This is a genomic window from Myxococcus sp. MxC21-1, from assembly GCF_032612255.1.
Taxonomy (GTDB): Bacteria; Myxococcota; Myxococcia; order Myxococcales; family Myxococcaceae; genus Myxococcus; species Myxococcus virescens.
In genome coordinates, this window is the sequence record NZ_CP123278.1 from 7,176,303 (window position 1) to 7,202,117 (window position 25,815).

Here is a 25,815-nt window from a genome sequence, read left to right on the forward strand (position 1 = left end):
AAGAGGGCCCCCACCACCGTGGGAGGCCCCTCCGTCATTTCAGAAGAAGCGAAGGCTTACTTCTTGTCCGTCGCGGCGGCGTCGGCCTGCTTCACCAGCGACAGCTCCAGGTTCACGGTGACTTCCTCACCCACCGCGACGCCGCCCGCCTCCAGCGCCTGGTTGTAGGCCAGGCCGAAGTCCTTGCGGTTCAGCTTGGTGGTCGCCGTCACGCCCGTGCGGGTGTTGCCCCAGGGGTCCTTGGACTCCTTCGACGGGCCCGTGACGTCCAGGACGACCGGCTTGGTGACGCCGTGCATGGTCAGGTCGCCGGTGACCTTCAGCTTGCCCTGGCCCGCCTTCTGGACCTTGGTGGACTTGAAGGTGATCTCCGGGAACTTGGCCGTGTCGAAGAAGTCAGGGGCCCGCAGGTGCTCGTCGCGCTTGGCGTTGCCGGTGTTGACGGTGGACGCGTCCAGCACGGCCTCGACCTTGGACTTGGTGATGTCCTTGTCGTCCAGGTTCACCGTGCCGCTCTTCACGTTGAACGAGCCGGTGACGTTCGACACCATCATGTGACGGACGGAAAAGCCGGCGCTGGAGTGCGAGTCATCCACCTTCCAGGTGGAGGCCAGCGCGATGGACGGGAGGGCGAAAAACAGGGCAACGGCGCTCTTCATGGACGTCTTCATAGGAAGTGTGCTCCTGGGAGATACAGCGAAGTCAGGCGCGCAGCGCGAAGCTGCGCATGGACAAGGTTCCGTGATGGAAGCCCTCGAATACGGGGGTGAGACGGTCCTCGGGGAGGGCAGCTCCGAGGACGAAATAGAGCGGCATCAAATGTTCGGCCCTTGGATGCGCGAGCCGCGCGTTCGGTGCATCCAACCATGACTGAAGGCCGGTGAAGTCTCGCGCCTCCAGCTTCTGCGCAATCCACGCATCGAAGGCCGCTGCCCACGGCTCGACGGACGCCGCCTTCTCCTGGAAATTCAGCCGGCGCAGGTTGTGGACGATGCCGCCGCTGCCCATCAACAGCACGCCCTGCGCGCGCAGCGGCCGGAGGAGTTCGCCCATCCGCGCGATGTCCGCGGGGCTCGCGCCCAGCGGCATGGAGACCTGGACGACGGGGAGCTTCGCCTCCGGGAAGGCATGCAGCAGCGGCACCCACGCGCCGTGGTCCCAGCCGCGCTCCGCGTCAGCCACGGTGGGCAACCCACCCGCCTTCAGCCGGGCGACCACGTCATGGGCCAGGGACGGCGCACCCGGAGCGCCGTAGCGAAGGCGGTAGAGCGGCTCGGGAAAGCCATAGAAGTCATGAATGAGGGACGGCTGCGCGCTGGCGGTGACACGAATCTCGCCGGGCGTCTCCCAATGGGCGGACACCACCACCAGGGCCCGCGCCTGGGCCTCGCCGCCGAAGCGACGCAGTGCCTGCGGGTAGGCATCCGCGTCCAGGGCCACCATCGGTGAGCCGTGAGAGATGAACGCCGCGGGGGCCACGGCACGGCCGCCGCCAGGGCCACCCGCCCCCAGCACACCCACCACCCCGGCCGCCGCCGCGCCTTGAAGCACCACGCGTCTGTCGAGTTCGTCGCCCATGACGGCCGCCTTCTAATGCAACCGGAGGACCACGACACCCAAAACTCCAACCTATTGGATTTGCTCCGCTCCCTAAACCTCCCGTGCAACGGACCTCTCAAAACGATAGAGACTCCACTCATTCTGGAAGGAGTCGTACAGCGTGGGTGGCCGTTTCGAGCTGGACTTGAGTGAGCTGCTGTCGTTCGAGCCGGGGGGTGGGCTCATCCACTTCGGAGGCCAGCGCGTGCTGCTGATGGACCCGGTGGCGCTGGGGCTGCTCCGCAAGGAGCTCATCAAGCTGATGGGGATGACGGCGGCTCGCGGCACCTTCACGCGCCTGGGCTACGCGCACGGCTGGCGCACGGCCGAAGCGATGAAGGGCGCGGTTCCCTGGAAGGACGAATCCCTGTGGCGCCGTGCAGGCGGGCGGCTGCACACCCTCCAGGGGCAGGTCCGGGTGGAGCCCGTCCAGCGCCGCGCGGACGAAGGCCCGGAGCCCTTCGCCGAAGCGCAGTGGCACGACTCCTATGAAGCCGAGCAGCACCTGCTGCACCTGGGCCAGTCCGACCAGCCGGTGTGCTGGAGCCTCACCGGCTTCGCGTCCGGCTACATGAGCTACGTCAACGGCAAGCCCATCTACGGCACGGAGCTGCGCTGCGTGGGCAAGGGCGACGCGGCCTGCCACTACGTGGGCCGTCCCGCCGAGGAGTGGAGCACCGAGTGCACGGAGGTGCTGCGCCTCTATGAAACCCAGTGCATGGAAGGCATGTTGGCGCAGGTGACGGAGGCGCTGCGGCAGGCGGAGCGCAAGCTGCGCGCGAAGCGGCAGTCGCTGGCGCGCGCGGGCGTGACGGAGGACCCGGCGGGCATGGTGGCGCGCTCGGAGGCGATGCAGCGGATCATCAACCTGGCGCGCAGGGTGGCGAAGGTCGACTCCACGGTGCTCGTCACGGGCGAGAGCGGCGTGGGCAAGGAGCGCATCGCCCGCCTCATCCATGACGAGTCAGGCCGCGCGCACACGGCCTTCGTCGCCGTCAACTGCGCCGCCGTCACGGAAAGCCTGCTGGAGAGCGAGCTGTTTGGCCACGCGCGCGGCGCCTTCACCGGCGCTACCCACGACAGGGCCGGCCTCTTCGAAGCGGCCCATGGCGGCACCCTCTTCCTGGATGAAGTGGGCGAGGTGCCACCGTCCATGCAGGCCAAGCTGCTGCGCGTGCTGCAGGAGCGCGAGGTGCGCCGCGTGGGTGAGAACACCAGCCGCAAGGTGGACGTGCGGCTGGTGGCTGCCACCAACCGCGACCTCGCGGAGGAAGTCCGCCAGGGGCGCTTCCGTCAGGACCTCTACTACCGGCTGCGCGTCATCGAGCTGAAGATTCCGCCGCTGCGTGAGCGCCGCGACGACGTGCTCCCCTCGCGCGGCTGCTGCTTGCCGAGGCTGCGGAGCGCCTGGGCCGCAGGGTGTCCGGCCTGTCCCCGGACGCGGTGGACCAGCTGCTGCGCTATGCGTGGCCCGGCAACGTGCGTGAGTTGAGCAACGCCGTGGAGCGCGCGGTGGCGCTGTGCGAGGGCACTCGGGTGGAGCGGGAGGACCTGCCGGAGGAGGTCCGCGCCGCGCCTCCCAGCCTGGTGCCCACCGGCAATCCGCAGCGGCTGGAGGACATGGAGAAGCACTACATCCTGGCGGTGCTGGCGCAGAACGGCGGCAACCGCGCGCGCACCGCCGAGCAGCTCGACATCGGCGTGGCGACGCTCTACCGCAAGCTCAAGCAGTACGGCCACCCGGAGGCGGCCCACTGAGTCGCGAAGGGCCCGGCGTCAGTTGAGGTACTGGTCCCGGTCCGGCCGGTCCTGCCGCACCACCTGCAGGTGCTTGGAGCGGCCCTTCAACTGACGCTGCAGCCGCCAGTGCTGCAGGTGCAGCCACAGCTTGCGCGGGCTGGCACCGCGCACGTAGGCGAACGCCATGCAGAGGCCGAGCAGGTCCGGCACCTGCGTCTGCCAGCCACTGGTGACGGCCGACAGGACGACGAAGCCCGCACCGATGCCCGCCAGCGCGTTGCCCGACAGCGGCAAACCCCAGAAGTTCGTCTGTCCCCGGCCAATGGAGAGTCCGTAGGACACCCACAGCACCGACGTCATGACGTTGCCGCCCGCGTACGCCTGCACCGTCGCGCCGGGCACCAGCATGGCCAGCAGCGAAGTGATGAGGCCCGCGCTCACCGCGATGCCCAGCGCCACCATCAACAGGCGCCTGCTGCCCCAGATGGACTCCAGGTAGCCGCCAATGGACCAGGTGATGATGGCGCCGAAGATGATGCCGATGGGACTGGACTCGATGAAGGCATACGTCAGCGGCTGCCACAGGAAGAGCTTGCCGAACACCAGGTCCGGGAACAGCAGCAGCAAACCACCCGACTGCGACTTCGTGAGGTGGAACATCACGGAGCCCGCCACCAGCGCCACCGCCAACTTGGACGCCGTGGTCTCCAGGCCGGGCAGTCCCATGCCGCCGCCCCCGCCTCCGAAGCTCCTCATCGGTCGCATTCAGTACACCATCCTCTCGTTGCTCAGAGCCGTCCAAAGGTGGTGGAACACCGCTCGCTTCGCAACCCCAAATGACGAAGGGCGCCCATCCCCGACATCGGGGAAAGCGCCCTCGAACACCCTCGCTTCGTCAACTGCCTCGCGGCCAATCAGGCCTTCGGCTTGTAGAAGAGCGTGATGGTCAAGCAGTGGAACTCCTTGTCGGAGGACTGCGTCACCACCCTGTCGACCACCTCGAGGTTGGAGTTCTCCTTGAGCCACTTGGTGATGTTCTCACCCATGTTCTCGCGGTCACGCGCGAGCGTGGTGGAGAACACCTTGACGCCCGTGAAGCTGATAACGCCCATTCCGACCCTCGTCATAAACCAGAGATTCTGGACGTTTACCCCGAGACGATTCCGCCATCAAGAATCGGGCCCGACAATCCGGCCCTTACGCGTCCTGGGCATCCCACCCGGGAGGTGGGCTCCCGAGCCTCGCACGGAGCGCGCGGGCCCGGGGGCTGGAACGTCACCGGCCGCTGGCAGCCTTGCGCGACAGGCAGGTGACCTCGTCCTTGCAGGCCGGGCCAATGCCTTCGGGGTGTGCCGTCAGGGGCGTCTTGTCGCTCTCCTCCACGCTGCACACCACGCACTTGCGCTTGCGGTTGCGACGCTCGGCGCGGCGCTGCTCCGCGATGGCCTTGGCCCGCTCACGCGCCGTCTTCGCGTCCACCTCGTTGCTCATCTCGCGTCCTGGTTGGAAGTCCTGTGCCATCAGAGCGCCTCGACGAGCACCGCGATGCCCTGGCCGCCACCGATGCAGGCGGACCCGATACCATAGCGGGCGCCGCGACGCTTCAGCTCGTACACCAACGTGGTGGTGATGCGCGCGCCGGAAGCCCCCAGCGGGTGCCCCACGGCGATGGCGCCGCCGTTGACGTTGGTGCGCTCGCGGGGCAGCCCCAGCTCCTTCTCCACCGCCAGGTACTGCGGCGCGAAGGCCTCGTTGACCTCGAAGAGGTCGATGTCCGACAGCTGACACTGGGCGCGCTCCAGCAGCTGGCGGATGGCCGGCGCGGGGCCGATGCCCATGATTTTCGGGTCGCAGCCGGAGACGCCCCAGTTGACGAGCCGGGCAATGGGCTGCAGGCCGTGCTTCTTCACGAAGCTGCCGGTGGCCATCACCATGGAGCCGGCGCCGTCGCAGATGCCGCTGGCCGCGCCCGCGTGCACCACGCCGTCCTTCTTGAAGACCTTGGGCAGCTTGCGCAGGCTCTCCACCGACGTCTCCGGGCGGTTGTGCTCGTCCCGGGACACCACCGTCTCCCCCTTCTTCGTCTTCAGCGTGACGGGGGCGATTTCATCCTGGAAGCGGCCCGCCTCCTGCGCGGCGGCGAAGCGCTTCTGGGTGAGGACGGCGTACTCGTCCACCTGGTCCTGCGTGAGCGAGTAGTCCACCGCGAGCTGCTCGGCGGTGAGCGCCATGGCCGGCCGGTGTAGCTGTCGGTGAGGGCCGTCCACAGCATGTCCTCCAGGCTGCCCTTGCCCAGCGGCAGGCCCCAGCGGGCGCCGCGGATGACGTGGGGGCCGGCTCATGGACTCGGTGCCACCGGCCAGCACGACGGCGGCCTGCTCGGTGAGCATCAGCTCCGCCGCCGTGATGAAGGCCTGGAAGCCGGAGCCGCACAGCCGGTTGACCCCCAGCGCGGGCACGGGGACGGGCACGCCGGTGCGCAGGCCCACGTGGCGCGGCAGGTAGATGGCGTCCGCGCTGGTCTGCACCACGTTGCCGTAGACGACGTGCTGGACGTCTTCCGGAGACACCTTCGCCTGGGCCAACGCAGCCTTCGCCGACTCCACGGCGAGGTCGGTGGCACTGAGGTCCTTCAGGCTTCCCCCGTAGGTACCGAACGGGGTGCGCTTGCCGGACAGGAAGTAGATTTCCTCGTTCTTGGACACGCTCTTCATGGTGGTCGTCTACCTACTCTCATGGGGCGCGCGGTGCACGCGCGCCGTGACGTCGTGACGTGTGGGACGGGCGGCCCTAGGGCGCGCGCGGCCCGAAAAAGGCGCTGGCGACGATGGCAAGCGCGATGACGGTCCACAACAAACCTTGAAGGTTCTGTTTCCGGATTTCCTTGCGGCCGAGCCCCTGGTACCAGGAACGCCCGGCGGCCACCCTGCCTTCCCAGGTAAAATCCCCGGCGGGCTGCAACCCGTCCAGGCGGCGCAGGTGCGCGCGCAGCAGGCGGTCAGGCGGAGCGTCCTCCAGTGAACCCGCCAGATAGACGCCGGGCACCTCCAGCGCCGGGCGCCGGTAGTCCGCGGTGATGACGAAGCCCCCGGAGGCCAGGGGGTGAGGAGGTACAGCCGGGGCACGCCGCCCTGCCCCTCGTGGAGCGTGGCGAAGACGCGCTCACCCGGGTGGGCCCAATCGTAGGAGCGCGTGGCGCGCTGGAGGCGCGGCTTCTCCTCGTGGCTGCCCAGCGGCACGAACCCCAGCGCCTGGAGCTGGTTGGCGCGCCCCGACAGCTCCAGGGGCAAATCCATCTGGTCCGCGGGCGCCTCGGGCTCCACCCGCACGCTGGACGGGAAGAGGAAGAGGATGCTGCGCCACAGATTCATGGACAGCAGCACGAGCGCCAGCACCAGGCCGGCGACGGCGATGCCCAACTCGGCGAGGACGTTCATGAAGGGAGGACCTCCAGGTGCACCGCCCCCCGCGCCACGGGCGCGAGGAGCCATACGAGGGAGGTCAACAAGGCGGGCCGACCGGAGACCATGACTCCGGGACCCTAGCGGAAAGCGGCGCCCGCGTGCGCTGGCTTCAGCGCCGGGACGCGCTGGCTGGCAGCGTGCGCCAGCGCTCGACGTCCGCCGGGGTGAGCGGGTCCTCGCCGCGCAGGAACTGCTCCAGGTGCCCCAGCGAGTCCACGCCGAAGAACAGCTCGCCGTCCGCCAGACAGGTGGGCACGCCAAAGGCCCCGGCGGCCACCGCCGCCTCGGTGTTCCGTCGGACCCGGTCCTTCACCTCCTGCGTCTGGGCCGCCGCGAGCAGCGCCTGGGCGTCCAGCCCCGCGGCCTGAATCGCCGCGCCCACGGCCTCGGGCGACTCCGCCCCCTTCCCGCCGCCCCAGGCGGAGGCATACAGGGCGCTCACCAGCCGGCTCCGGGCCTCCACGTCCTCCACGGCGGCCGTCACGCGCAGCGCGAGCAGCGGGTTGAAGGGATGCGTCGGCGGCGGCGCGAAGGGCACGCCAAAGTCATGGGCGATGCGGAAGGTCTGCTTGAAGATGTAGGCCCGCTTGGGCACGACCTCCGCGGGACCGATGTTTCCCGTCGCGTTGAGCACCCCCGCGAGCAGCACGGGCACCGGCTCCACGGTGCGGCCATGGCGCGCGGCGAGCGCCGGCAGGCGCGTCCAGGCCGGTAGGCATACGGCGAGATGAAATCCAGCAGGAACCGCAGTGGGGCGTGGGCCATGGCCCGAGTCTAACGCCCCACGTCCGGGCCGTGAGGACACAGTCCCGTCGACTTTCCAGCGTCACATCAGGCGCTCTGGCGCAGCTCCCCGGCGCGGCGCTGGAGCGCACCCCGCAGGGAGCTGGCCAGGGCCAGCAGGCTGGAGGCCCGGGCATCCATGAAGGCCGCCTCGGCCGCCTCCAGCGCCACCACGGAGGACTCCGCGTCCCGCGCGCGCTCCGCGAGCGCCAGGCGCACCAGCCCCACCTGGAGCACGTTGCCCGTCAGCTCCGCCAGCGCGAGCGCCCGGCGCAGGTGCGCCGGCCCTCCTCACCGGGCAGCAGCGCCGCCAGCGCCCGGCGGGAGAGGATTTCATCCCACGGATTGGCCAGCACCGGGTCCGTGGCCCGCGCCAGCGCCGTCTCCGCCGCGTCCTGCGCCGCCACCAGGTTGCCCTGCTCCCGCTCGAAGCGGGACTGGTAGACGCGCAGCAGCGTCTCCATGCGGACGCCGCCCTCGCGCGCGGCGGCAAGGGCCGCGGGAAGTGAGCGGCGCGCCGCACCCGCATCCTCGAAGAGCACGTCGCGGCAGGCCTGATACACCCGCAGGTGACACTGGAGCCACCGGTCCTCCGGCAGCACCCGCGCCAGCGCCTCGGCGCGGGCCACCACCGCGGCCACGTGCTCGTGCTCGCCGCGCTCCAGGTAGTACGGCGGTGTGAAGAGGGCCAGGTTGCGCTCCATCAACCGGGGTTGCCCAGCCGCCGCACCAGCTCCGTCTTCTCCGTGAAGGCCGGGACGAACGCCGCGCCGTCGCCCGTGAAGGCCGCGCGCGTCACCACCGCGAACAGATGGAAGCCGCGCACGTCCGTGAACCCATGGGCCTCCGCCACGGCGTACCCGTCGCGCAGCGCCTGCGCGTCCAGCGGCTCGCCGCGCAGCGCCAGGTTCATGTTCATCGTGAAGCCGCCCATGCCCAGCGCCCACGCCAGGCGCTTGGGGAGCCGGCCCATCACCTCGCACAGCCCGCGAAGCCGGTTCAGTTGCTCGTACTGCGTCTCCAGCACACCGGAGAAGCGGCCCGTGTAGGCACACAACTGGGCGGGCGCCAGTTGCACCGCGGCGCGGTAGGGCGACACCTCCGGCTGCTCGGCCCGCACGCGCTCCAGCAGCGCCGTCAGCTCCTCCGTGCGGCCCACGCTGGCCAGCGCCATGGCCTGGAGGATGCGCAGCTCGGCCTGCTTCCAGAAGACGTCCGCGGTGCTGGCGAACGTGTCCGCCTCCCGTTCGCGGAACAGCGCCTTCAGGCGCGCGGGACGCTCCGCTTCGGGCGCGGCGCACGCGGCCTCCAGCGCGGCCACCGCCTGCGTCCGCCCGTCCACCAGGTCCACCGTGGAGGTCCAGTGGTCGCTCAGCTTCCGCGCGAAGACGAGCGAGGTGGGCGGGTCGCTCGAATAGCCCACCTCCACCATCGTCACCCAGATGCGCAGCAGCAGCCTGTCACGGCCCGGGAAGTCCGGCGCGGCCTCCAGCAGCATCGCCGCTTCCTTCAGCAGCAGCGTCGCCTCCAGCAGCGCCTGCGCCTCGATGGCGGCCCGGCCCGCGTCCAGCAGCGGGCCAATGGCCAGCTCCGGCTCCGACGAGCGCAGGTAGTGCCACCCCACCGTGCGCGACAGCTCCGGCCGCGACGAGTGCAGCGTCTGGAGCGCCAGCGCCACGCGGCCGTGCGCCACGCGCCGCGCCTCCTCGGGCGTGCTGTCGTAGACGGCCTGGTGCACGGTGTCGTGCGTGAAGACGTAGCGGCCCTCCACCTCCTGGAGGAACTGCCGCTCCACGATGCCGTCCAGCACCGCGAACAGCTCGGACTCGGGCAGCTCCGCCAGCGCGCGGAGCATGGGCAGCTCCAGGCTGCGGCCCGCGGGCGCCAATTGGCGCAGCAGCGACACCTGCTCCGCCGGAGCACTGCCCAGGCGCGCGAGCACCGCGTCGTGGATGCTGGCGGGCAGCGGCCGTGTGTCCAGCCCCTCGACGGCGCTCCACCGGCCGCCCACCCGCGTCAGCGCGCCTTCCTCCACCAGCGCGCGCAGGCACTCGGTGGCGAAGAAGGCATTGCCGCCCGTCGTCTCATGCAACCGCGTGACGAAGGCCTCCGGCACGGCCAGCCCCGGCAGCGCCAGCTCCACCAGCGTGCGCACGTGCTCGGCGGCCAGCGGCTCCAGGTCCATGCGGGTGGTGATTTTCTCGTCCACCGTCTGGAAGGCCAGGCTCAGGCGGCTCAGCTCGCCGTTCCGGAACGTGCCCACCACCATGCCGCGCGTGCCGTACAGGGCGCGGATGAGGACGTTGAGCACCTCCAGCGTGGCGCTGTCGGCCCACTGCAGGTCCTCGAAGCACAGCACCAGCGTCATCCGCCGGCCCAGCGCCTGCACCCACTCCGCCAGCGCGCCGAAGAAGGCCAGCTTCTCCTCGCCCGCCACCGGATGCACTTCGCCCGCGTCCGGAGTCAGGCCCGGGAGCAGCTGCCGCAGCTTCGGCCCGAGGCGCTCCATCATCTCCGAGGGCGTGAGCGGCACCAGGCACCGCACTGCCTGGACGATGGGCGTCAACGGGGCCTGCCCCTCCGCGCGGCACTGGCCCCGGCCGAAGGGCAGCTCCGCCAGCTTCGCCTGGAGCTCGAACTCCTGGAGCAGCCGCGTCTTGCCCACGCCCGCGGGCGCGCCGATGAGCACCGCGCGCGACTGGCCCCAGTCCGCCTCGGCCAGGCCGTTCATCAGCGCTTCCAGCTCCGCGGCGCGGCCCACCACTTCCGGCACGTGCAGGTAGCTGGCGCGCGCCGACAGCGGCTCCTCCGGCATCGGCTCGCCGCTGGCGTGGCAGAGCGCCTCCATCAGCTCACTGGCGTCCTGGAAGCGCTCGCGCGGATCCTTCGCCAACAGCAGGAGGATGATCTCCTCCAGCTGCGGATCCACCGGGCAAATCGTGGACGGCTTCGGCGGCGGCCGCGTCAGGTGGTCCGCCAGGAGCGCCGCCGGGGTGTTGCGCTTGAAGGGCAGCCGGCGCGTGACCAGGTAGTAGGCCATGACGCCCAGCGAATAGAGGTCCGCACGCCCGTCGATGCTCGCGCCGCGCTGCCACTCCGGCGCCAGGTACTCCAGCGTGCCCTTGAGGCGGCCGGGGCTGGGGGTGCCCAGCTGGTGCATGACGCCGAAGTCCATCAGCTTCACCGCGCCCGCGCTGGTGATGCGGATGTTGCTGGCCTTGATGTCGCAATGCACGTACAGCCGCGAGTGCAGGAAGGCCAGGACCTGGGACATCTGGATGAGCACGCGGTACAGCGTGCGCGTGTCCAGTGGCGACTCACGCCCCAGCGAGCTCAGGTCCTGCCCGTCCACCACCTCCATGGTGATGAAGCGGTTGCCGGCCTCCGTCATGCCCCAGTCGAAGACCTTGAGGGTGCCGGGGTGCTGGAGCTTCTTCATGGCGAAGAACTCGTGCCGGAACATCAGCACCAGCTCCTCCGTCTTGCCCGCCGTCAGGCCCGCGGGGACCTGCATCTCCTTGAGCGCAACCCGGCGGTGCTCGTGCAGGTCCGTGGCCAGCCAGATGCGGCCCATGCCGCCTTCGCCCAGCAGCCCTTCCACCCGGTAGCGCCCCGTCACCACCATGCCCACGGCCAACGAGCGGCGCTCCCCGGCGCGCGCTCCCGGCAGGGTGATGGGCGTGCGGATGCGGTCCCCCCATGAACTCGGAGGACGGCTGCGCTCGTCCAGGACTGCTGTCTTCTCCTCGTCGCTCACGAAGGGGAACCGGCGGGGTCAGCGAAATGCAGAAGTTCATGGGATATCACGTTTCCTTGCGACAGGCACACATCATCAGTGCCGTGTCGGCGTTGAGTGTCGCACCGCGCATGCGGCCCCAGGCGACAAGCACCTGACAACACGGGCCTCGGCTGGACGGCGGCCTGGCAGCCCTGCCCGAAGCCCCGGACGCGTGGGTGCACATCCTCCCTCGAAGGCGCCGGCCGGGTGAGCGGGCCACGAGGGTGATGGATGAGGGACGCGGGCTGGAGGACGTGGCTGGGGGCGGGCGTGGGGGCGTTGCTGCTGACGGCATGCCACACGTCGGAGGAGGAGACACCGCCGGACCTCGACGACGTGGCGGCGGCGACGGTGACGCTGGAGCCGGGCCACTGCGCGGGCGTGGTGGTGGAAGACGGCCGGCACATTCTCACCGCCGCGCACTGCCTCCGGAATGAGGACACGCGGGTGCCCTTGTCCTTCCTGGGCGGACGCCGGATGGACGGCAGCGCTGTGCACGTGGACCGGGGCCGGGACATCGCCGTCCTCCGCCTGGACGCGCCAGCGCCCGTGCGTCCACTGGACGTCGCCCAGGCCCTGCCCGCTCCGGGCGAGCCGCTGGTGTTCGCGGGCCGCAATGACCGTCCCGACGAGCCTCAGCAGGCCGTGCTGGAGCGGCTGGGCCGCTGCCCTTCGCTTCCCGAGGTGCCCGCCGCGCTCTTCACCACCATCCGGGGCCGGCCGGGAGACTCCGGCGCGCCGTTGGTGGACGCGCGCATGCAGGTGGTGGGGCTGGTCCACGGCGGGGCCGCCTGCCGCATCGCCGCGCCCACCGCGGGGCTCGCGGAGGTGGTGGCGCAGCTGTCGCGAAGGCGACCAGCCCTGGCCCGGCAGGCGCCGCCTCCGCCTCGCCAGGCCGCCCTCCCGTCAGTGGGCCCTGGCATCGTTGCCCCAGGGGCCGCCCGCTCCGAACTTGAAGCGAACGGGGCGGAACCTCACGCCCTCCCGACCCACGGAGACGGCACCATGGCTGGCAAGAAGGACAAGGGCCCCCAGGACGCGCGGCCCAGGGACATTGGAGATGACCAGCAGGCGGGCTTCCACGCCGGGGAGAATTTCCAACCGCGCAACCGCGGGCAGGTGGCGGACGCGCAGGACCGTGGCGCGGCGGACGCCTCCCGGCACCTCGCCCACGAGCACGGCGACGCGGCGCCCCATGCCGACACGCCGTGGGAGGCGCGCGTGGAGCGCGGCGAGGAGTGGACGTCCCAAGATGTCCCCGAGAGGGAAGCCCGAGGCGACGAGGAGCCCGACTCCGCCGTCTCGCGTCAGGGCCTCGTGAGCCCCCTCCGGAGGAGTAGGCGCCGCGCCGCGGCCCCCACGGACCCGAGGGGTGCTGAGCACCCCCTCTTGCCCCGGCTGGCGCGTGGGGTGATGCTGGGCCTTTCGCCGGGGGAGAGCGTGTGCACCGGGCACCGCCGGGCGGCTGCCTCCCTGAGAGTCGGGGTGTCGTGAAGCCGAAGGTCCTCATCGTCGAGAATTCGTGGACGATGCGGGAGACGCTCCGTCTCCTGCTGTCCGGCGAGTTTGACTGCACCACGGCGGCCGACGGCGAGTCGGGGCTTCAGCAGGCCCTGGCACACCCGCCCGATGTACTCATCTCCGATGTGAACATGGACGGAATGGACGGCTACGCGCTCTGTGGCCACTTCCGCTCCGAGCCCACGCTCAAGCACATCCCCGTCATCTTCGTCAGCGGTTATGCGCCTCGCACGGAAGGACCCGCGGACCAGCCCGTCCCGGACGCCTACCTGGTCAAGCCGGTGAAACCGCCCGTGCTCATCGCCCAGCTTCACGCGCTGCTGGCTCGCACGGAGGCCGTCACCCCGGCCGCGCCCACCATCCAGCCCGCGTGGAAGAGCTGAGACCGCTCACCTCGAAGCCCCCCGGCACGGCGCGTCCCGAGTGAGAAGACGGGCGCCGGCCCCGCTGGAGCGCGGGACGGTCGCAGGGCGCCCGGGCGTTGCCGCCAATGAACGGGTGACACGCGAGGTGCTCCAGTGGCGATTCGACTCAAGCGGGCGTACGAGGCAGCAAGCCGCACGGATGGGCGGCGCTTCCTGGTGGAACGGCTGTGGCCGCGAGGCGTACGGAAGACAGCGCTTCCCCTCGAAGCCTGGCTGAAGGACGCAGCCCCCAGCACCGAGCTGCGGAAGTGGTTTGCACACGACCCCGACCGCTGGTCCGAGTTCTGCCGAAGATACTCCGCCGAGCTCGCGGCGAATCCCGCGGCATGGCAGCCCCTGCTCGAAGCCGCGCGCCACGGCACGGTGACGCTCGTCTACAGCGCCCACGACACCGAGCACAACAACGCGGCGGCCCTCCAACAGTTCCTCGAAGAGGCGTCCGGCGGCGCCGCTCCGAAGAAGGCTCCATGCGCCCCGCGGCGAGGCCGGGGCCGCTCGACGCGACACACCTGACGTGCCGCCGAGGAAAGCGCGCCGTGGCTCAACTCCCTCCGGTACGTGGAGTCGCCGAAGGGCCTCAGCAGCAACGGGACGTGGTCGTGCGCGTCCGGCACCGTGAGCTCGAACACCCCCGTCATCGACGGGTGGAAACCGCGCACGCCGGCAGGCTGCTCGGCGGGGCGCGAGGGGACGCGCATGGGCCTCATCGTCCCCGCGCACCGCGTCAGTGAGCCAAGGCGCCCCGGAATGACGGGGAATTGTCCAAAACCCCAAGGGTTCACTGGAGATTGCGCCGCCTTCCACGCTTCCCCCACTGGGCTGCTTGGCTATGCTGCGCGCCCTTCGTTTCCGCCCGAGGTGAATCCGCGTGATCAACGCCCATACCCGCGTCCCGCCGCCGAAGAACGAGCCTGTCCTCTCCTATGCGCCCGGCACCGCCGAGCGCCGGGAGGTGCAAGCCGAGCTGAAGCGCATGGCCGGTGAGCAGCTCGACATCCCCGTCATCATCGGCGGCAAGCACATCCGCACCGGCAAGACGGACACGGTGCGCATGCCGCACAACCACCAGCACGTGCTGGCCACACTGCACGAGGCGGACGCCAGCCACGCGGAGCAGGCCATCCAGGCCGCCCTGGCCGTCAAGGACGACTGGGCGCGCATGCCCTTCCAGTCGCGCGCCGCCATCTTCCTGCGCGCCGCGGAGCTGCTGGCCACGCGCTACCGCCCCATCCTCAACGCCGCCACCATGGTGGGGCAGGGAAAGACGGCCCACCAGGCGGAGATTGACGCCGCGTGCGAGGCCATCGACTTCATTCGCTTCAACGTGCACTTCGCCGAGCAGATTCTCGGCTGGCAGCCGGAGGCCGCGTACCAGACGTGGAACATGACGGACTACCGCCCGCTGGACGGCTTCGTCTTCGCGGTGGCGCCGTTCAACTTCACGGCCATTGCCCTCAACCTGGCCACCGCGCCGGCCATCATGGGCAATGTGGTGCTCTTCAAGCCGTCGTCCACCGCTGCCCTGAGCGCCTGGTACATCATGGAGCTGCTGCGCGAGGCGGGCCTGCCCGACGGCGTCATCAACATGCTCCCGGGTGATGGCCCCACGGTGGGCAACCCCGTGCTGGCCAGCCCGCACCTGGGCGGCATCCACTTCACCGGCTCCACGCCGACGTTCAACGCCATGTGGCGCACGGTGGGCGAGAACATCTCCCGCTACAAGCAGTACCCCCGCATCGTCGGCGAGACGGGCGGCAAGGACTTCATCGTCGCCCACCCGTCCGCGGCGGACGACCTGGAGGCGCTCGCGGTGGCCATCGTCCGTGGCGGCTTCGAGTACCAGGGCCAGAAGTGCTCCGCCGCCAGCCGCGTCTTCATCCCCGAATCCCTGTGGCCCAAGCTGAAGCCGCGCCTCCAGGCGCTCATCAGCGAGATTCGCATGGGCGACGTGTCGGACTTCCGCAACTTCATGGGCGCCGTCATCGACGAGAAGTCCTTCAAGAAGGTCTCCTCGTACATCGACCTGGCCAAGAGCGACAGCGGGGCCAGCATCGTGGCCGGCGGCGACGTGGACCGGAAGCAGGGCTGGTTCGTGAAGCCCACGCTGGTGCAGCTCGACAGCCCCACCCACCGCATCCTCCGCGAGGAGATCTTCGCGCCGCTGGTGGGCCTGCACGTCTACCCGGATGCGAAGTACGAGGAGACGCTGCGCGAGGTCGACCAGGCCGCGTCCTACGCCCTCACCGGCGCGGTGTTCGCGCGCGACCGGAAGGCCATCGACACGGCGCTGCGCGAGCTGCGCCACGCAGCGGGCAACTTCTACATCAACGACAAGCCCACCGGCGCTGTCGTGGGCCAGCAGCCCTTCGGCGGTGGCCGCGCGTCCGGCACCAACGACAAGGCGGGCTCGGCCCTCAACCTGGTGCGGTGGACCAGCCCCCGCACCATCAAGGAGACCTTCGTCCCGCCCGTGAAGGTGCCCTACCCCTTCATGGACAACGACCCGAACGAAGGCGCCATCTAAGGCACGTATGAACGGTCCGTTCCCCGGCATCGCAGGGCTGGACACGTACGCGCTGGTGGACGGCGGGTGCCGCGTGGAGGTCCTTCCTTCACGCGGGGCCCTCGTCAGCCGGATGTGCGTGGACGGTGACGAGTTGCTGTACCTCGACGAGGCCACCGTCGCGGACCCGGCGAAGAACGTGCGCGGGGGCATCCCCGTGCTGTTCCCCAATGCCGGGCCGCTGCCGGGGGACACCTATTCCGTGGACCGTCAGCAGTACACGCTGCTTCAGCACGGCTTCGCGCGGAAACTGCCGTGGAAGGTGCGGCAGGCGGACGCGTCACGGCTGGTGGTGGAGCTGTCTTCCAACGAGGAGACGCTGCGCCACTTCCCGTGGCGGTTCGACGCACGGCTCGCCTTCTCGCTGGCTGGCCAGCGGCTCACGCTGGAGAGCACGTTCGAGAACCAGGACACGCGGCCCATGCCGCTGCACCTGGGCTTCCATCCGTACTTCCGGGTGCCGGACGCGGCGAAGGCACAAGCGGGCGTGGACACTGACGCCACGCGCGCGTGGGACAACTGGCGCACGCAGGACGTGAACGTCACCGGGCTGAACCTCACCGAGGAGGAAGTGGACCTTCACTTGAAGGACCACTCGAAGCCGGGAACGACGTTGGAGCGGGGCCCTGGGCTCAAGCCCATTCGCCTGTCGTGGAGCCCCGAGTACCGCGTCCTCGTCGTGTGGACGCTGCGTGGGAAGAACTTCGTCTGCGTGGAGCCGTGGACCGCCGCCAAGGGTGCGCTGGCCACCGGTGAAGGGCTGCCGCACGTGCAGCCTGGAACTCGGACGTCGCTTCGCTTCGACATCCAAGGCTGAGCGGCAGGGCCCTGAGCCCCCGGGGCGACTCCTGCACCTTGCTGTTCGGAAATGTCGGGACATTTGCCGCCGCGCAAAACCCCCGACATTTCCGAACAGCGACCTCCCAGCCTCCTCCCGGGCCTGGGGCCCCGACCCCGATGGAGTTTTCGAACAGCGGGCTCCTGGCCCTCTACCCCGTCAGCGCGAGCAATTCGCCTCGCAGCCAGCGGTTGCGCGGGTCCGCATCCGCCTGCCGGTGCCAGTAGACATGAAGCTCCAGCGGGGGCAGTGACAGCGGCATCGGCAGGAGGTGGTTGCCCAGCAGCGCGTGCAACTCCGCCGCGCGCCGCCTCGGCATCGTCAGCAGCAAGTCGGAGTCCGCGACGAGCTTGAACGCGGCCTCGTAGTGCTGACACCGGACGACGACGTCACGCTGGTAGCCCAGGCGGCTGAGCACCAGGTCCTCCACGGCCAGCCCGGTGCGGCGCGAGGACACGGTGACGTGCCGGGCCGCCATGTACTTCGCCACATCCAGCTTGCGCCTGCTTCGGCTCACCACGCAGAAGGTGTCTTGCAACAGGGCCGTGCGCTTCAGCTCCGCTCCGGTCTGCTGCTCCACGTCGATGGAGAGGTCGAGCCGCCCCGACGCGAGGTCCCGCTCCAGCCGCGCCCGGTCGAGCCGGACGCTGGAGATGCGGACCTCCGGCGCGTGCGTCCGTAACCGAGCCACGAGCAGCGGGAGAATCGACGGCTCCAGCACGTCGTTCATCGCCACCGTGAACTGGCCCACGTCCCGGCGCGGGTCGAAGCCGCGCCCGCGATGAACCGCCTGTTCGAACAGCGCCAACGCCTCCCGAATCTCCGGCGCCAGCCGCTCCGCGAACGCCGTGGGCGCCACACCGCGCCCCTCCCGGACGAACAGCGGCTCTCCCAACTGCTCGCGCAGGCGCGCCAGCGCATGGCTCACGGCCGACTGACTGAGGAACAGGACCTCCGCCGCGCGCGTCAGGTTCCGCTCCCGGAGCACCACGTCGAAGACCCGGAAGAGGTTGAGGTCCAGCCGGGCGAGCCGCGCCGAATCCTGAACAGGGTTCATGGTGACACATGACCAACATTCACTGGATGCATCAAGGCCCCATGCGCAGGATGAAGGCCATGGACTTCGAGCCCAGTGAGCGAGCCAAGGACTACCTGGAGCGCGTGAAGCGCTTCATGAGCGAGCACATCCTGCCGGCGGAGGCCCGCTATCACGAAGAGCTCCGACCCACCGCCCAGGGCGGCGACTGGAAGACGTGGCGCGTGCCCCCCGTCATGGAGGAGCTGAAGGCCCTGGCGAAGACCCAAGGCCTGTGGAACCTGTTCCTCCCCGACGAGAAGCTCGGCGCCGGGCTCAGCACGCTGGAGTATGCCCCCATCGCCGAGGAGACCGGTCGCAGCTTCATCGCCCCCGAGGTCTTCAACTGCAGCGCCCCGGACACCGGCAACATGGAGGTGCTCTGGAAGTACGGCTCCGAGGCACAGCAGGAGCGCTGGCTGAAGCCGCTGCTGGCCGGAGACATCCGCTCGGTGTTCTGCATGACGGAGCCGGACGTGGCCTCGTCGGATGCCACCAACATGGCGGCCACCGCCATCGTCGACGGCGACGAGGTCGTCCTCAATGGCAGCAAGTGGTGGTCCAGCGGCCTGGGACACCCCAACGCGAAGGTGGTCATCTTCATGGCCCGCACGCCCGACACCGGAGGAGACCGCCACCACCAGCACTCCATGGTGCTGGTGCCACTGGACGCGCCGGGCGTGAGCATCCGCCGCATGCTCCCCGTCTACGGCGACTACGACGCGCCCCACGGCCACGGAGAGGTCCACTTCCAGGACGTGCGGGTGCCTCGCGACAACATCATCGCCGGACCGGGGATGGGCTTCGAGATTGCCCAGGGCCGGCTCGGGCCGGGGCGCATCCACCACTGCATGCGCTGCATCGGAGCGGCGGAGCGGTCCCTGGAGCTGATGATTGACCGGGGCATGAAGCGCACGGCCTTCGGGAAACCGCTCCTCAACCTGGGGGGAAACCGAGAGAAGGTGGCGGAGGCGCGCATCGCCATCGACCAGGCGCGGCTCCTGACGCTCTACGCGGCCTGGAAGATGGACCAGGTGGGGGCGCTCGGAGCCATGACAGAGATTTCCGCCATCAAGGTCGTCGCGCCAAGTGTCCTCCAGAAGGTGGTGGATGACGCCATCCAGCTTCACGGCGGCGCGGGTGTATCCCAAGATACGCCGCTGGCGGGCTTCTTCGCCCAGGCGCGCAGCCTGCGCCTCGCGGATGGCCCGGACGAAGTGCACAAGGGTCTCATCGCCCGCATCGAGCTGTCGAAGCGGGGCTTCTCCCGGAGCTGACAGCCATGGCAACTCAACGCATCTTCATCACCGGTGGTGCCAGCGGACTTGGTAAGGCCATCGCCGTGCGCTTCGCTCGCGCCGGCTGGAAGGTCTGCATCGGCGACGTCAACGACACCCGCGGCGAGGAGGCCTTGAAGGAGCTCTCCGCCCTGGCCCCCCAGGCCCATTACCTGCGCTGTGACGTGCGGCGCGAGGAGGACCTGCGCGAGGCCCTGGACTGGCTCACGGCCCAGTGGGGCGGCGTAGACGTGGTCATCAACAACGCGGGTGTCGCGCAGGCGGGCGCCATCGAGGACGTGTCGATTGATGACTGGCAGTGGATCATCGACATCAACCTGCTGGGCGTCGTGCGTGGGTGCAAGGTGTTCACGCCTGCATTCAAGACGCAGGGCCACGGCCACATCGTCAACGTGGCGTCCATGGCGGGCCTGCTCGATGTGCCGCTGATGAGCAGCTACAACGCGACCAAGGCCGCCGTCGTGTCGCTGTCCGAGACGCTGCACAACGAGCTGGCGGAGTACGGCATCGGCGTCAGCGTCGTGTGCCCGTCCTTCTTCAAGACGAACCTGGGTGACTCGCTGCGCACCACGGACCCGAGGCTGGGAGCCACCATGGCGCGGCTGCTGGAGCGCTCCGCCATCACCGCGGATGACATCGCCAACGACGTGTTCGACGCGGTGGCCGAGCGCGGCTTCTACGTCCTGCCCCACGCGGATGGCCGCAGGACCTGGCGGCTGAAGCGCCTGCTGCCGCGTGAGCTCTATTCGTGGATGCTGCGCCGGAATACGCGAGGCATGCGCCCCGGCTCGCAGCCGAAGGCGAGCTGAGCCAGAGAGAGCCCACTGATGCCACCGACCGCGACCATCGACCCCGCTGGCGCCGTGCGCCCGGGCGAGGAGCTGAACCTCCCCGCCGTGGATGCCTGGCTCAAGACCCAGGTCCCCACGCTGGAAGGCACGCCGGAAGTCACGCAGTACGCGGGCGGCGCCTCCAACTGGACGTACCGGCTGAAGTACGCCAACCGGGACCTCATCCTGCGCCGCCCTCCCGCGGGGACGAAGGCGAAGTCGGCGCACGACATGGCCCGTGAGTACACGGTGCAGCAGGCGCTGAAGCCGGCCTATCCCGTCGTGCCCACCATGGTGGGCCTGTGCCAGGACCCGGCCGTGCTGGGCTCCGACTTCTACGTCATGGAGCGCATCGAGGGGCTCATCCCGCGCAAGCACCTGCCCCGGGGGCTGGCGCTGGACGCGAAGCAGACGCGGGCGCTGTGCCTCAACGTCATCGCCAAGCTCGTGGAGCTGCACGCCGTGGACCCGGTGGCGGTGGGCCTGACGTCACTGGGCAAGGGGCCGGGCTATCCCACGCGGCAGGTGGAGGGCTGGTCGGCGCGCTACGAGAAGGCACGGACGTGGAACGTCGCCAGCTTCCGCTACGTGCGCGACTGGCTCAAGGCGAACACGCCCGCGGACATCGCCACGTGCGTCATCCACAACGACTGGCGCTTCGACAACGTGGTGCTCGCCCCGGAGGAGCCCACGCGCATCATCGGCGTGCTCGACTGGGAGATGGCCACCCTGGGTGACCCGCTGATGGACCTGGGCAGCGCGCTGGCCTACTGGGTCCATGCCGACGACGACTTCCTGATGCGCTCCACGCGGCGCCAGCCCACGCACCTGCCCGGCATGCTCCGGCGCGAAGAGGTCGTGGCGTACTACCTGGACCAGACGAAGCTGAAGCCCGCCAACTGGACCTTCTACGAGGTGTTCGGCCTCTTCCGGCTCGCCGTCATCGCCCAGCAAATCTACTACCGCTACCACCACAAGCAGACGCGCAACCCCGCGTTCAAGAACTTCTGGGTGCTGGTCAACTACCTGGGCTGGCGCTGCCACCGGCTCATACGCAAGGGGGCGCGCTGATGGGCGTGGTGTATCTGGTCCGGCACGGCCAGGCCTCGTTCGGCGCGGCGAACTACGACCAACTGTCGGAGACGGGCCTCGTACAGGCCCGGGTGCTCGGTGAGTCCCTGCGCGAGCGGCTCCCCGCGTGGACGCCGTCGTCACCGGCACCCTGGCGCGGCACCGGCAGACGGCGGAGGCGTGCCTCGCCGCGCTCGGCTGCGGCACCGTGGCCGTGCAGACGGCGGGCTTCAACGAGTTCGACCACGAGGAAATCGTCGCCCGGCACACGCCACGCTACGCGGACCCGGAGGTGCTCCGAGCGGAGCTGTCTCAGACGGAGTCACCCTGGCGCGCTTACCAGGCGCTCTTCACCGACGCCGTGGCGCGCTGGGTGGCCGGCCAGCACGACGCGGAGTACACCGAGCCCTGGTCCGCCTTCGGCGAGCGGTGCCGCCGCGCGATGGACGCCCTCATCCAGGAGATGGGCGCGTCGAAGAACGCGCTCGTCTTCACCTCCGGGGGAACCATCACCGCCATCTGCCAGGAGCTGCTCCGCATCCCCGACGAGCACGCCTTCCGCCTCAACCTGACGCTGGCGAACTGCGGCCTCACCAAGGTCATCTACAGCGAGCGCGGCCGTTATCTGTCCACGCTCAACGAGCACAGCCACTTCGAAGGCGCCCAGCGCGCGCTGCTCACATACCGCTGAGCGGCGCGCCGTCGTACCGCAAGTCCTCCCACGCCAGCATCGCCCGCTTGCGTGAGGCGCCCCAGCGGTACTCCCCGAAGACGCCCGTCTTGCGCAGCACGCGGTGACAGGGAATCAAGAGCCCCACGGGATTCTCGCCCACCGCCGAGCCCACCGCGCGCATCGCCTTGGGCTTGCCAATGGCGCGTGCGAGATCCTCATACGTCGTCACCTCGCCCGACGGCACCCGCAGCAACGCCTGCCACACCTGCACCTGGAAGGGTGTGCCCCGCACCAGCACCGACAAGGGGCTCGACTCCGAGCCACCGTGCCCCGCCTGGAAGATGCGCTCCATCCACGGCGCCGTGTCCTCCGCGGACGCCTGGAACGTGGCGCGTGGCCACTGCTTGCGCAGCGAGGCGAGCGCCTCCTCCTCTGATTCCCCCGAGAGGAAGTGCAGGCCACAGATGCCTCGCTCGCAGACGGCGAGCAGACACGCGCCGAACGGTGACAGGTGGACGCCATGGCGCACGGTGAGCCCTTCGCCGCCCAGCTTGTATTCCCCAGGCGTCATCGACGTCAGCGTCACGAAGAGCTCATGCAGCCGGCCGCTGCCCGACAGGCCCACCTCCAGCGACGTCTCCAGCACGCTGCGACGCTCGTCGAGCAGGCGACGAGCCGAGCTCAGCGTGTGCACCTGGATGAAGCGCTTGGGGCTGATGCCCGCCCAGCGCGAGAAGAGCCGCTGGAAGTGGAAGGTGCTCAGCCCCACATGCGCGGCCACGTCGTCCAGGGACGGCTGCTCGCGCGCATGTGCGTCGAGATAGAGGATGGCTTGTTCGATGCGGGCGTAGTCGCTGGATGCCATGCCGATGCTCCTGGGATGCGCTTCGCGAAAACGTATGTCCGCCAACACATGGTGGGGCAACCCGGTTCTTGCGCTGTCCTCGCGCGCCGGGCGTGCGTTGACATGAGGTGTCACTGTGCAACAACCAGAAGCCCCACCCTGCACGTCGCCTCAGACGAGGAGCGCCATGCTTCCAGAGGAAGACTTCCTGGCCGCGGAGGAGGCGCTGAGACGGGCCATGCTCTCGAGCGATGTCGCCGCGCTCGACGCCCTCCTCTCCGACGACCTCCTCTTCGTCAGCCACACCGGCAGCGTCCTCGACAAGGAAGCCGACCTGGAATCGCATCGCTCGGGAGCCCTGCGCCTCACACGGGTGGACTTCACCGACACACACTTCCGCTACCTCTCCGCAGGCGCCGTAGTCGTCGTCCATGCCGCGCTATCCGGTGAGTTCCAGGGAGCCCCCTTCGAAGGAAACTTCCGTTACACGCGCGTGTGGCAGGTCGTGGACGACGCACCCCAGGTCGTCGCGGCCCAGTGCACAGCGGTGGGTTGACTTGACTCCTGATGGACGAGCGCTTATCCGTTGGCGCCAATGACGTCGCTAAGCGCCATGTGTCGAATGTCGATGCCGGGTGGGCTCTCGCCCTCCAGGTTCGGCTGATGTCCGTCCGACCCTGGTGAGCCACCGAGCCCATCCACCCGCGAGGGTTGGTGGGCTCCGTCGTTTCTGGACGCGCGCTGCCCTCGCACTTTCCCACCGAGGCGCCGCGCTCCATGAGCACGCTGAACAAACTCCCTCTGCATGTCGACCTGCCGCGCGGCCTGTGCCCGGTGCGCGACGCCACCTGACGGCCCCCCGTCTTCTTTCAGCCCTCCGCGTCCTGGAGGGCCGTGCTCGCATCGCTCCCGGAGAATCTCCGTGCCGACCACCCACCTTCCCGTACCGCGCGTCTTCGACGTCTCCCTGCCCGATTTGACGCTGGAGGCAGGCGCCCGCATCACGAACCACCTCGTCCGCGGCTGGTGGTGGGGCCCCGCGGAGGACGTCCCCTGGCTCGAGTCACGCGCGCGCGTCCTCTCCGAGGACGAAGCCCAGGCGAGCGCGCTGCGCGTCGTCCGCCGCACCGTGGCCGAACAGCAGGCGCTCGCGGAGGAAGCCCATCATCGAGGCCCGGCCCGAGCCCCCGCGCCCGTCCCCACGGTGCTGCTGGTCCACGCGCTCACCGGCGACATGCGCGCGGGCGGCAAGGGCGGCTGGTGGGAACCACTCATCGGCGCGCGGCGCGCGCTGGACCCGTCCCGCGTGCGGCTCCTGTGCTTCAACAACCTGGGCTCCTGCTACGGCACCAGCGGCCCCGCCGACGAGGGCTTCCCGCTGCGGACGGACGACGCGCGCTTCGGTCCGCCGTTGCCGCTGCCCAAGGGCGACCTGCGCCAGGACGAACAGCGCCTGCCCGCCACCGTCACACCGTGGGACCAGGCCCGGAGCATCCTGCTGGCCATGGACGCGCTGGGCCTGGACGACGTGGAGCTCGTCACCGGCGGCTCACTGGGCGGCATGGTGGTGCTCTGCCTCGCGGCGTTGGCGCCGGAGCGCTTCGCGCGACTCTTCCCCATCGCCACCACGGAGTCCGCCACCGCGTGGGTGGTGGGCCTCAACCACGTGGCGCGGCAGGCCCTGCTGATGGACCCGGGCTTCCCCGAGTCCCCCGCCGGGGCCTGGAACTGGCCCGGCAGCTCGCGATGCTCACCTACCGCGCGGAGCCCGGCCTGGAAGCGCTCCAGGGCCGCCCCGCCGAGTGGTCCTCACGCGCGCTGCACCCCATGCACAGCTATCTGGAATACCAGGGCCAGAAGCTGGAGAGCCGCTTCGACGCACGCGCGTACCTGGCGCAGCTGGGCGCCATGGACCACCACGACCTGTCACGCTTCCCGGGAGGCGGCCTGGCCCGCATCCGCGCGAGCTCGCTGTGCGTGGGCATCGACACCGACCAGCTCTTCTTCCCCAGCCACATGGCGACACTGGCGCGGCGGCTGCGCGAGCACGGCCTCCACGCCGAGCACGCCACGCTGTCCAGTCAGCATGGGCACGACGGCTTCCTGCTGGAGTGGGACGCCATGGCCGTCCTGCTCGCGCGGGCGCTCGCCCTGCCCACGGCCAGGGGCCCGGAGCACGCCTTCCCGCGCTGGCCGGAAGTGCGCCCCGCCCTCAACCCACCTTGCGGGACGAAGGCGTGACCACGGCCACCGGCGCGTGGTGGGACCACAGGGGCGGATCGGCCTCGTGGGTGAAGGCGCGCAGCCGCCGGTACTCCGGATAGGACGCCTGGAGCGACAGCACGTCTCCAGGTCGGATGACCTCATCCCCCTGCGGGTGGAGCCGCTCCTCGCCGTTGCGTTGCAGCGACAGCGCCAGGCAGCCGAACCGATCCCTCACCTCGGAGATGGTGAGCCCCGGCAGGCCCAAGCGCGCCTCGAACAGCGAGACGACCATCAGGTGCTTCGCCAGGTGGAACGAGTGGACGATGCGCGGGTCCATGGCCGCCAGCGCCATGGCCGGGGCCGCCAGCGACGAGCTGGAGAGCGCTTCCGCCTTGAACGTCTCGCGCACCTTGCCGCTCAAGTCGTCATCGAAGAGGCGGATGACCACGCGGATGTCCGGGTTGAGCTTGCGCGCGTCCAGGGCGATGTTGAGGTTCGCTAGGTCGTCGTCCGTCGCGCAGACGATGGCGGACGCGTCCTTCACGTTGGTGCGAGGCAGGCACAGCGGGCTGCGCGTGTCGTCGATGAGCAGCGGCACCAGCTCGTCGCGCAGCGCGGACACGAAGGCCGCGTCCTCGCGCTTCTCCACCACCACCACGTCCTTGCCCATCTCCCGCAGCTGCGTCACCACGCGGTAGCCCACCCGCCCCGCGCCACACACCACGACGTGGCCCTTCATCGTCTCGGAGACCACTTCGATCCACTCCTTGTCGTTCTTGTGCCGGGCGAAGAAGAGGTACGCGAAGCGCACCACACCATCCGCGACCAGCGCAATACCTGCAGGCGGAATCACCAGGTTGAGCAGCTCCACCAGCCAGTCGTCCACATAGGGCAGCGACGGCTGGCCGTAGAGCAGGAAGTAGGTGTGGTGCAGCGCCTCGCCAAAGTCGATGCGAACGCCGTCCGGCCCACGGAAGCGCCAATGGAAGAGCAGCGGCCCTCCCAGGAACAGCACGGCGGACAGCACCAGCGTGGTGCGAAAGCGCCGCACCAGCGCCCGCAGGTAGCGCAGATTGGCCCGGAAGTGCCTGCGGGACTGCTTCATGGC

Annotated in this window: 21 protein-coding genes and 5 pseudogenes; 13 read left to right on the plus strand and 13 right to left on the minus strand. The window is 69.8% G+C overall.

All coding sequences use genetic code 11. From position 1 onward, the window contains the following. Nucleotides 1-56: 56 nt before the first annotated feature. Nucleotides 57-671: a YceI family protein gene (locus QEG98_RS31820; RefSeq protein ID WP_140866244.1), complete on the minus strand. Its 615-nt coding sequence runs from the start codon at nt 669-671 to the stop codon at nt 57-59. Between the two features lie 31 nt (nt 672-702). Next, nucleotides 703-1,578, minus strand: coding sequence for a class III extradiol ring-cleavage dioxygenase (locus tag QEG98_RS31825; RefSeq protein ID WP_316563958.1), 876 nt, complete (start codon nt 1,576-1,578; stop codon nt 703-705). Nucleotides 1,579-1,720: 142 nt separating this feature from the next. Between QEG98_RS31825 and QEG98_RS31830 the strand changes: the two are divergent. Then, nucleotides 1,721-3,357 (plus strand): annotated as a pseudogene (locus QEG98_RS31830) (sigma 54-interacting transcriptional regulator). Nucleotides 3,358-3,375: 18 nt separating this feature from the next. On the opposite strand, the gene QEG98_RS31835 reads toward QEG98_RS31830, so the two are convergent. The 7 genes and pseudogenes from QEG98_RS31835 to QEG98_RS31865 form a co-directional block, all read right to left on the minus strand. Next, on the minus strand, nt 3,376-4,104 hold the full coding sequence (locus tag QEG98_RS31835) for a DUF1751 domain-containing protein (RefSeq protein WP_140866253.1): 729 nt from the start codon (nt 4,102-4,104) through the stop codon (nt 3,376-3,378). Between the two features lie 149 nt (nt 4,105-4,253). Further along, nucleotides 4,254-4,451, minus strand: coding sequence for a hypothetical protein (locus QEG98_RS31840; protein WP_013938428.1), 198 nt, complete (start codon nt 4,449-4,451; stop codon nt 4,254-4,256). Nucleotides 4,452-4,614: 163 nt separating this feature from the next. Then, nucleotides 4,615-4,830, minus strand: coding sequence for a hypothetical protein (locus QEG98_RS31845; protein WP_026113800.1), 216 nt, complete (start codon nt 4,828-4,830; stop codon nt 4,615-4,617). Nucleotides 4,831-4,859: 29 nt separating this feature from the next. Beyond that, nucleotides 4,860-6,053, minus strand: coding sequence for an acetyl-CoA C-acetyltransferase (locus tag QEG98_RS31850; protein ID WP_316563959.1), 1,194 nt, complete (start codon nt 6,051-6,053; stop codon nt 4,860-4,862). Between the two features lie 76 nt (nt 6,054-6,129). Beyond that, a pseudogene (locus QEG98_RS31855) lies at nt 6,130-6,776 on the minus strand (hypothetical protein). Between the two features lie 136 nt (nt 6,777-6,912). Next, nucleotides 6,913-7,568, minus strand: a pseudogene (locus QEG98_RS31860) (2-hydroxychromene-2-carboxylate isomerase). A 66-nt stretch (nt 7,569-7,634) separates the two neighbouring features. Next, a pseudogene (locus tag QEG98_RS31865) lies at nt 7,635-11,217 on the minus strand (protein kinase domain-containing protein). 378 nt (nt 11,218-11,595) lie between these two features. On the opposite strand from QEG98_RS31865, the gene QEG98_RS31870 reads away from it, so the two are divergent. From QEG98_RS31870 to QEG98_RS31890, 5 genes are all read left to right on the plus strand, one after another. Continuing rightward, nucleotides 11,596-12,858, plus strand: coding sequence for a serine protease (locus QEG98_RS31870; protein WP_316563960.1), 1,263 nt, complete (start codon nt 11,596-11,598; stop codon nt 12,856-12,858). Continuing rightward, nucleotides 12,855-13,268 (plus strand): response regulator, encoded by a 414-nt coding sequence (locus tag QEG98_RS31875; RefSeq protein ID WP_167371092.1) that lies wholly within the window; start codon nt 12,855-12,857, stop codon nt 13,266-13,268. Before QEG98_RS31870 ends, QEG98_RS31875 begins: the two co-directional genes overlap by 4 nt. 135 nt (nt 13,269-13,403) lie before the next feature. After that, the gene (locus QEG98_RS31880; RefSeq protein WP_316563961.1) at nt 13,404-13,823 is read left to right on the plus strand and encodes a DUF488 domain-containing protein; all 420 of its coding nucleotides are present in this window, start codon (nt 13,404-13,406) and stop codon (nt 13,821-13,823) included. A 355-nt stretch (nt 13,824-14,178) separates the two neighbouring features. Further along, on the plus strand, nt 14,179-15,834 hold the full coding sequence (pruA, locus tag QEG98_RS31885) for an L-glutamate gamma-semialdehyde dehydrogenase (protein ID WP_316563962.1): 1,656 nt from the start codon (nt 14,179-14,181) through the stop codon (nt 15,832-15,834). 7 nt (nt 15,835-15,841) lie between these two features. Further along, a complete protein-coding gene (locus tag QEG98_RS31890; RefSeq protein WP_316563963.1) occupies nt 15,842-16,690 on the plus strand; it encodes an aldose epimerase in 849 nt (282 codons plus the stop codon). A gap of 172 nt (nt 16,691-16,862) precedes the next feature. Here the strand turns inward: QEG98_RS31890 and QEG98_RS31895 are convergent, their stop codons facing one another. Further along, nucleotides 16,863-17,768 (minus strand): LysR family transcriptional regulator, encoded by a 906-nt coding sequence (locus QEG98_RS31895; protein WP_316563964.1) that lies wholly within the window; start codon nt 17,766-17,768, stop codon nt 16,863-16,865. Between the two features lie 59 nt (nt 17,769-17,827). Between QEG98_RS31895 and QEG98_RS31900 the strand changes: the two genes are divergently transcribed. From QEG98_RS31900 to QEG98_RS31915, 4 genes are all read left to right on the plus strand, one after another. Continuing rightward, entirely contained in the window at nt 17,828-19,063 is a 1,236-nt protein-coding gene (locus QEG98_RS31900; RefSeq protein WP_316567996.1) for an acyl-CoA dehydrogenase family protein, read from the plus strand. Nucleotides 19,064-19,068: 5 nt separating this feature from the next. Continuing rightward, on the plus strand, nt 19,069-19,893 hold the full coding sequence (locus QEG98_RS31905; protein WP_316563965.1) for an SDR family oxidoreductase: 825 nt from the start codon (nt 19,069-19,071) through the stop codon (nt 19,891-19,893). A gap of 18 nt (nt 19,894-19,911) precedes the next feature. Further along, nucleotides 19,912-20,985 carry a phosphotransferase family protein gene (locus tag QEG98_RS31910; protein ID WP_316563966.1) on the plus strand — a complete coding sequence of 358 codons (1,074 nt, stop codon included), beginning with the start codon at nt 19,912-19,914 and terminating at the stop codon, nt 20,983-20,985. Nucleotides 20,986-21,112: 127 nt separating this feature from the next. After that, nucleotides 21,113-21,676, plus strand: a complete 564-nt coding sequence (locus QEG98_RS31915) for a histidine phosphatase family protein (RefSeq protein WP_316563967.1) — start codon at nt 21,113-21,115, stop codon at nt 21,674-21,676. On the opposite strand, the gene QEG98_RS31920 is transcribed toward QEG98_RS31915, so the two are convergent. After that, on the minus strand, nt 21,663-22,523 hold the full coding sequence (locus tag QEG98_RS31920) for a methylated-DNA--[protein]-cysteine S-methyltransferase (protein ID WP_316563968.1): 861 nt from the start codon (nt 22,521-22,523) through the stop codon (nt 21,663-21,665). The two genes, QEG98_RS31915 and QEG98_RS31920, sit on opposite strands and share 14 nt — an antisense overlap. Before the next feature lie 166 nt (nt 22,524-22,689). On the opposite strand from QEG98_RS31920, the gene QEG98_RS31925 reads away from it, so the two are divergent. Then, on the plus strand, nt 22,690-23,058 hold the full coding sequence (locus tag QEG98_RS31925) for a nuclear transport factor 2 family protein (protein WP_216611846.1): 369 nt from the start codon (nt 22,690-22,692) through the stop codon (nt 23,056-23,058). Nucleotides 23,059-23,565: 507 nt separating this feature from the next. On the opposite strand, the gene QEG98_RS31930 is transcribed toward QEG98_RS31925, so the two are convergent. After that, on the minus strand, nt 23,566-23,721 hold the full coding sequence (locus QEG98_RS31930) for a hypothetical protein (protein ID WP_316563969.1): 156 nt from the start codon (nt 23,719-23,721) through the stop codon (nt 23,566-23,568). A gap of 15 nt (nt 23,722-23,736) precedes the next feature. On the opposite strand from QEG98_RS31930, the pseudogene QEG98_RS31935 reads away from it, so the two are divergent. After that, a pseudogene (locus QEG98_RS31935) lies at nt 23,737-24,150 on the plus strand (alpha/beta fold hydrolase); the annotation flags it as partial. A gap of 98 nt (nt 24,151-24,248) precedes the next feature. Next, the gene (locus QEG98_RS31940; RefSeq protein WP_316563970.1) at nt 24,249-24,743 is read left to right on the plus strand and encodes a hypothetical protein; all 495 of its coding nucleotides are present in this window, start codon (nt 24,249-24,251) and stop codon (nt 24,741-24,743) included. On the opposite strand, the gene QEG98_RS31945 is transcribed toward QEG98_RS31940, so the two are convergent. Next, complete coding sequence (locus QEG98_RS31945) at nt 24,715-25,812, minus strand: potassium channel family protein (RefSeq protein ID WP_090492374.1); 1,098 nt, start codon at nt 25,810-25,812, stop codon at nt 24,715-24,717. The two genes, QEG98_RS31940 and QEG98_RS31945, sit on opposite strands and share 29 nt — an antisense overlap. Nucleotides 25,813-25,815 lie beyond the last annotated feature (3 nt).

Bases quoted from the DNA above. Each gene is read 5' to 3' on its own strand.
- QEG98_RS31820 (WP_140866244.1), bottom strand. From the start codon at position 671: ATGAAGACGTCCATGAAGAGCGCCGTTGCCCTGTTTTTCGCCCTCCCG.
- QEG98_RS31825 (WP_316563958.1), bottom strand. From the start codon at position 1,578: ATGGGCGACGAACTCGACAGACGCGTGGTGCTTCAAGGCGCGGCGGCG.
- QEG98_RS31835 (WP_140866253.1), bottom strand. From the start codon at position 4,104: ATGCGACCGATGAGGAGCTTCGGAGGCGGGGGCGGCGGCATGGGACTG.
- QEG98_RS31840 (WP_013938428.1), bottom strand. From the start codon at position 4,451: ATGGGCGTTATCAGCTTCACGGGCGTCAAGGTGTTCTCCACCACGCTC.
- QEG98_RS31845 (WP_026113800.1), bottom strand. From the start codon at position 4,830: ATGAGCAACGAGGTGGACGCGAAGACGGCGCGTGAGCGGGCCAAGGCC.
- QEG98_RS31850 (WP_316563959.1), bottom strand. From the start codon at position 6,053: ATGAAGAGCGTGTCCAAGAACGAGGAAATCTACTTCCTGTCCGGCAAG.
- QEG98_RS31870 (WP_316563960.1), top strand. From the start codon at position 11,596: ATGAGGGACGCGGGCTGGAGGACGTGGCTGGGGGCGGGCGTGGGGGCG.
- QEG98_RS31890 (WP_316563963.1), top strand. From the start codon at position 15,842: ATGAACGGTCCGTTCCCCGGCATCGCAGGGCTGGACACGTACGCGCTG.
- QEG98_RS31895 (WP_316563964.1), bottom strand. From the start codon at position 17,768: ATGAACCCTGTTCAGGATTCGGCGCGGCTCGCCCGGCTGGACCTCAAC.
- QEG98_RS31900 (WP_316567996.1), top strand. From the start codon at position 17,828: ATGGACTTCGAGCCCAGTGAGCGAGCCAAGGACTACCTGGAGCGCGTG.
- QEG98_RS31905 (WP_316563965.1), top strand. From the start codon at position 19,069: ATGGCAACTCAACGCATCTTCATCACCGGTGGTGCCAGCGGACTTGGT.
- QEG98_RS31910 (WP_316563966.1), top strand. From the start codon at position 19,912: ATGCCACCGACCGCGACCATCGACCCCGCTGGCGCCGTGCGCCCGGGC.
- QEG98_RS31920 (WP_316563968.1), bottom strand. From the start codon at position 22,523: ATGGCATCCAGCGACTACGCCCGCATCGAACAAGCCATCCTCTATCTC.
- QEG98_RS31925 (WP_216611846.1), top strand. From the start codon at position 22,690: ATGCTTCCAGAGGAAGACTTCCTGGCCGCGGAGGAGGCGCTGAGACGG.
- QEG98_RS31940 (WP_316563970.1), top strand. From the start codon at position 24,249: ATGCTCACCTACCGCGCGGAGCCCGGCCTGGAAGCGCTCCAGGGCCGC.
- QEG98_RS31945 (WP_090492374.1), bottom strand. From the start codon at position 25,812: ATGAAGCAGTCCCGCAGGCACTTCCGGGCCAATCTGCGCTACCTGCGG.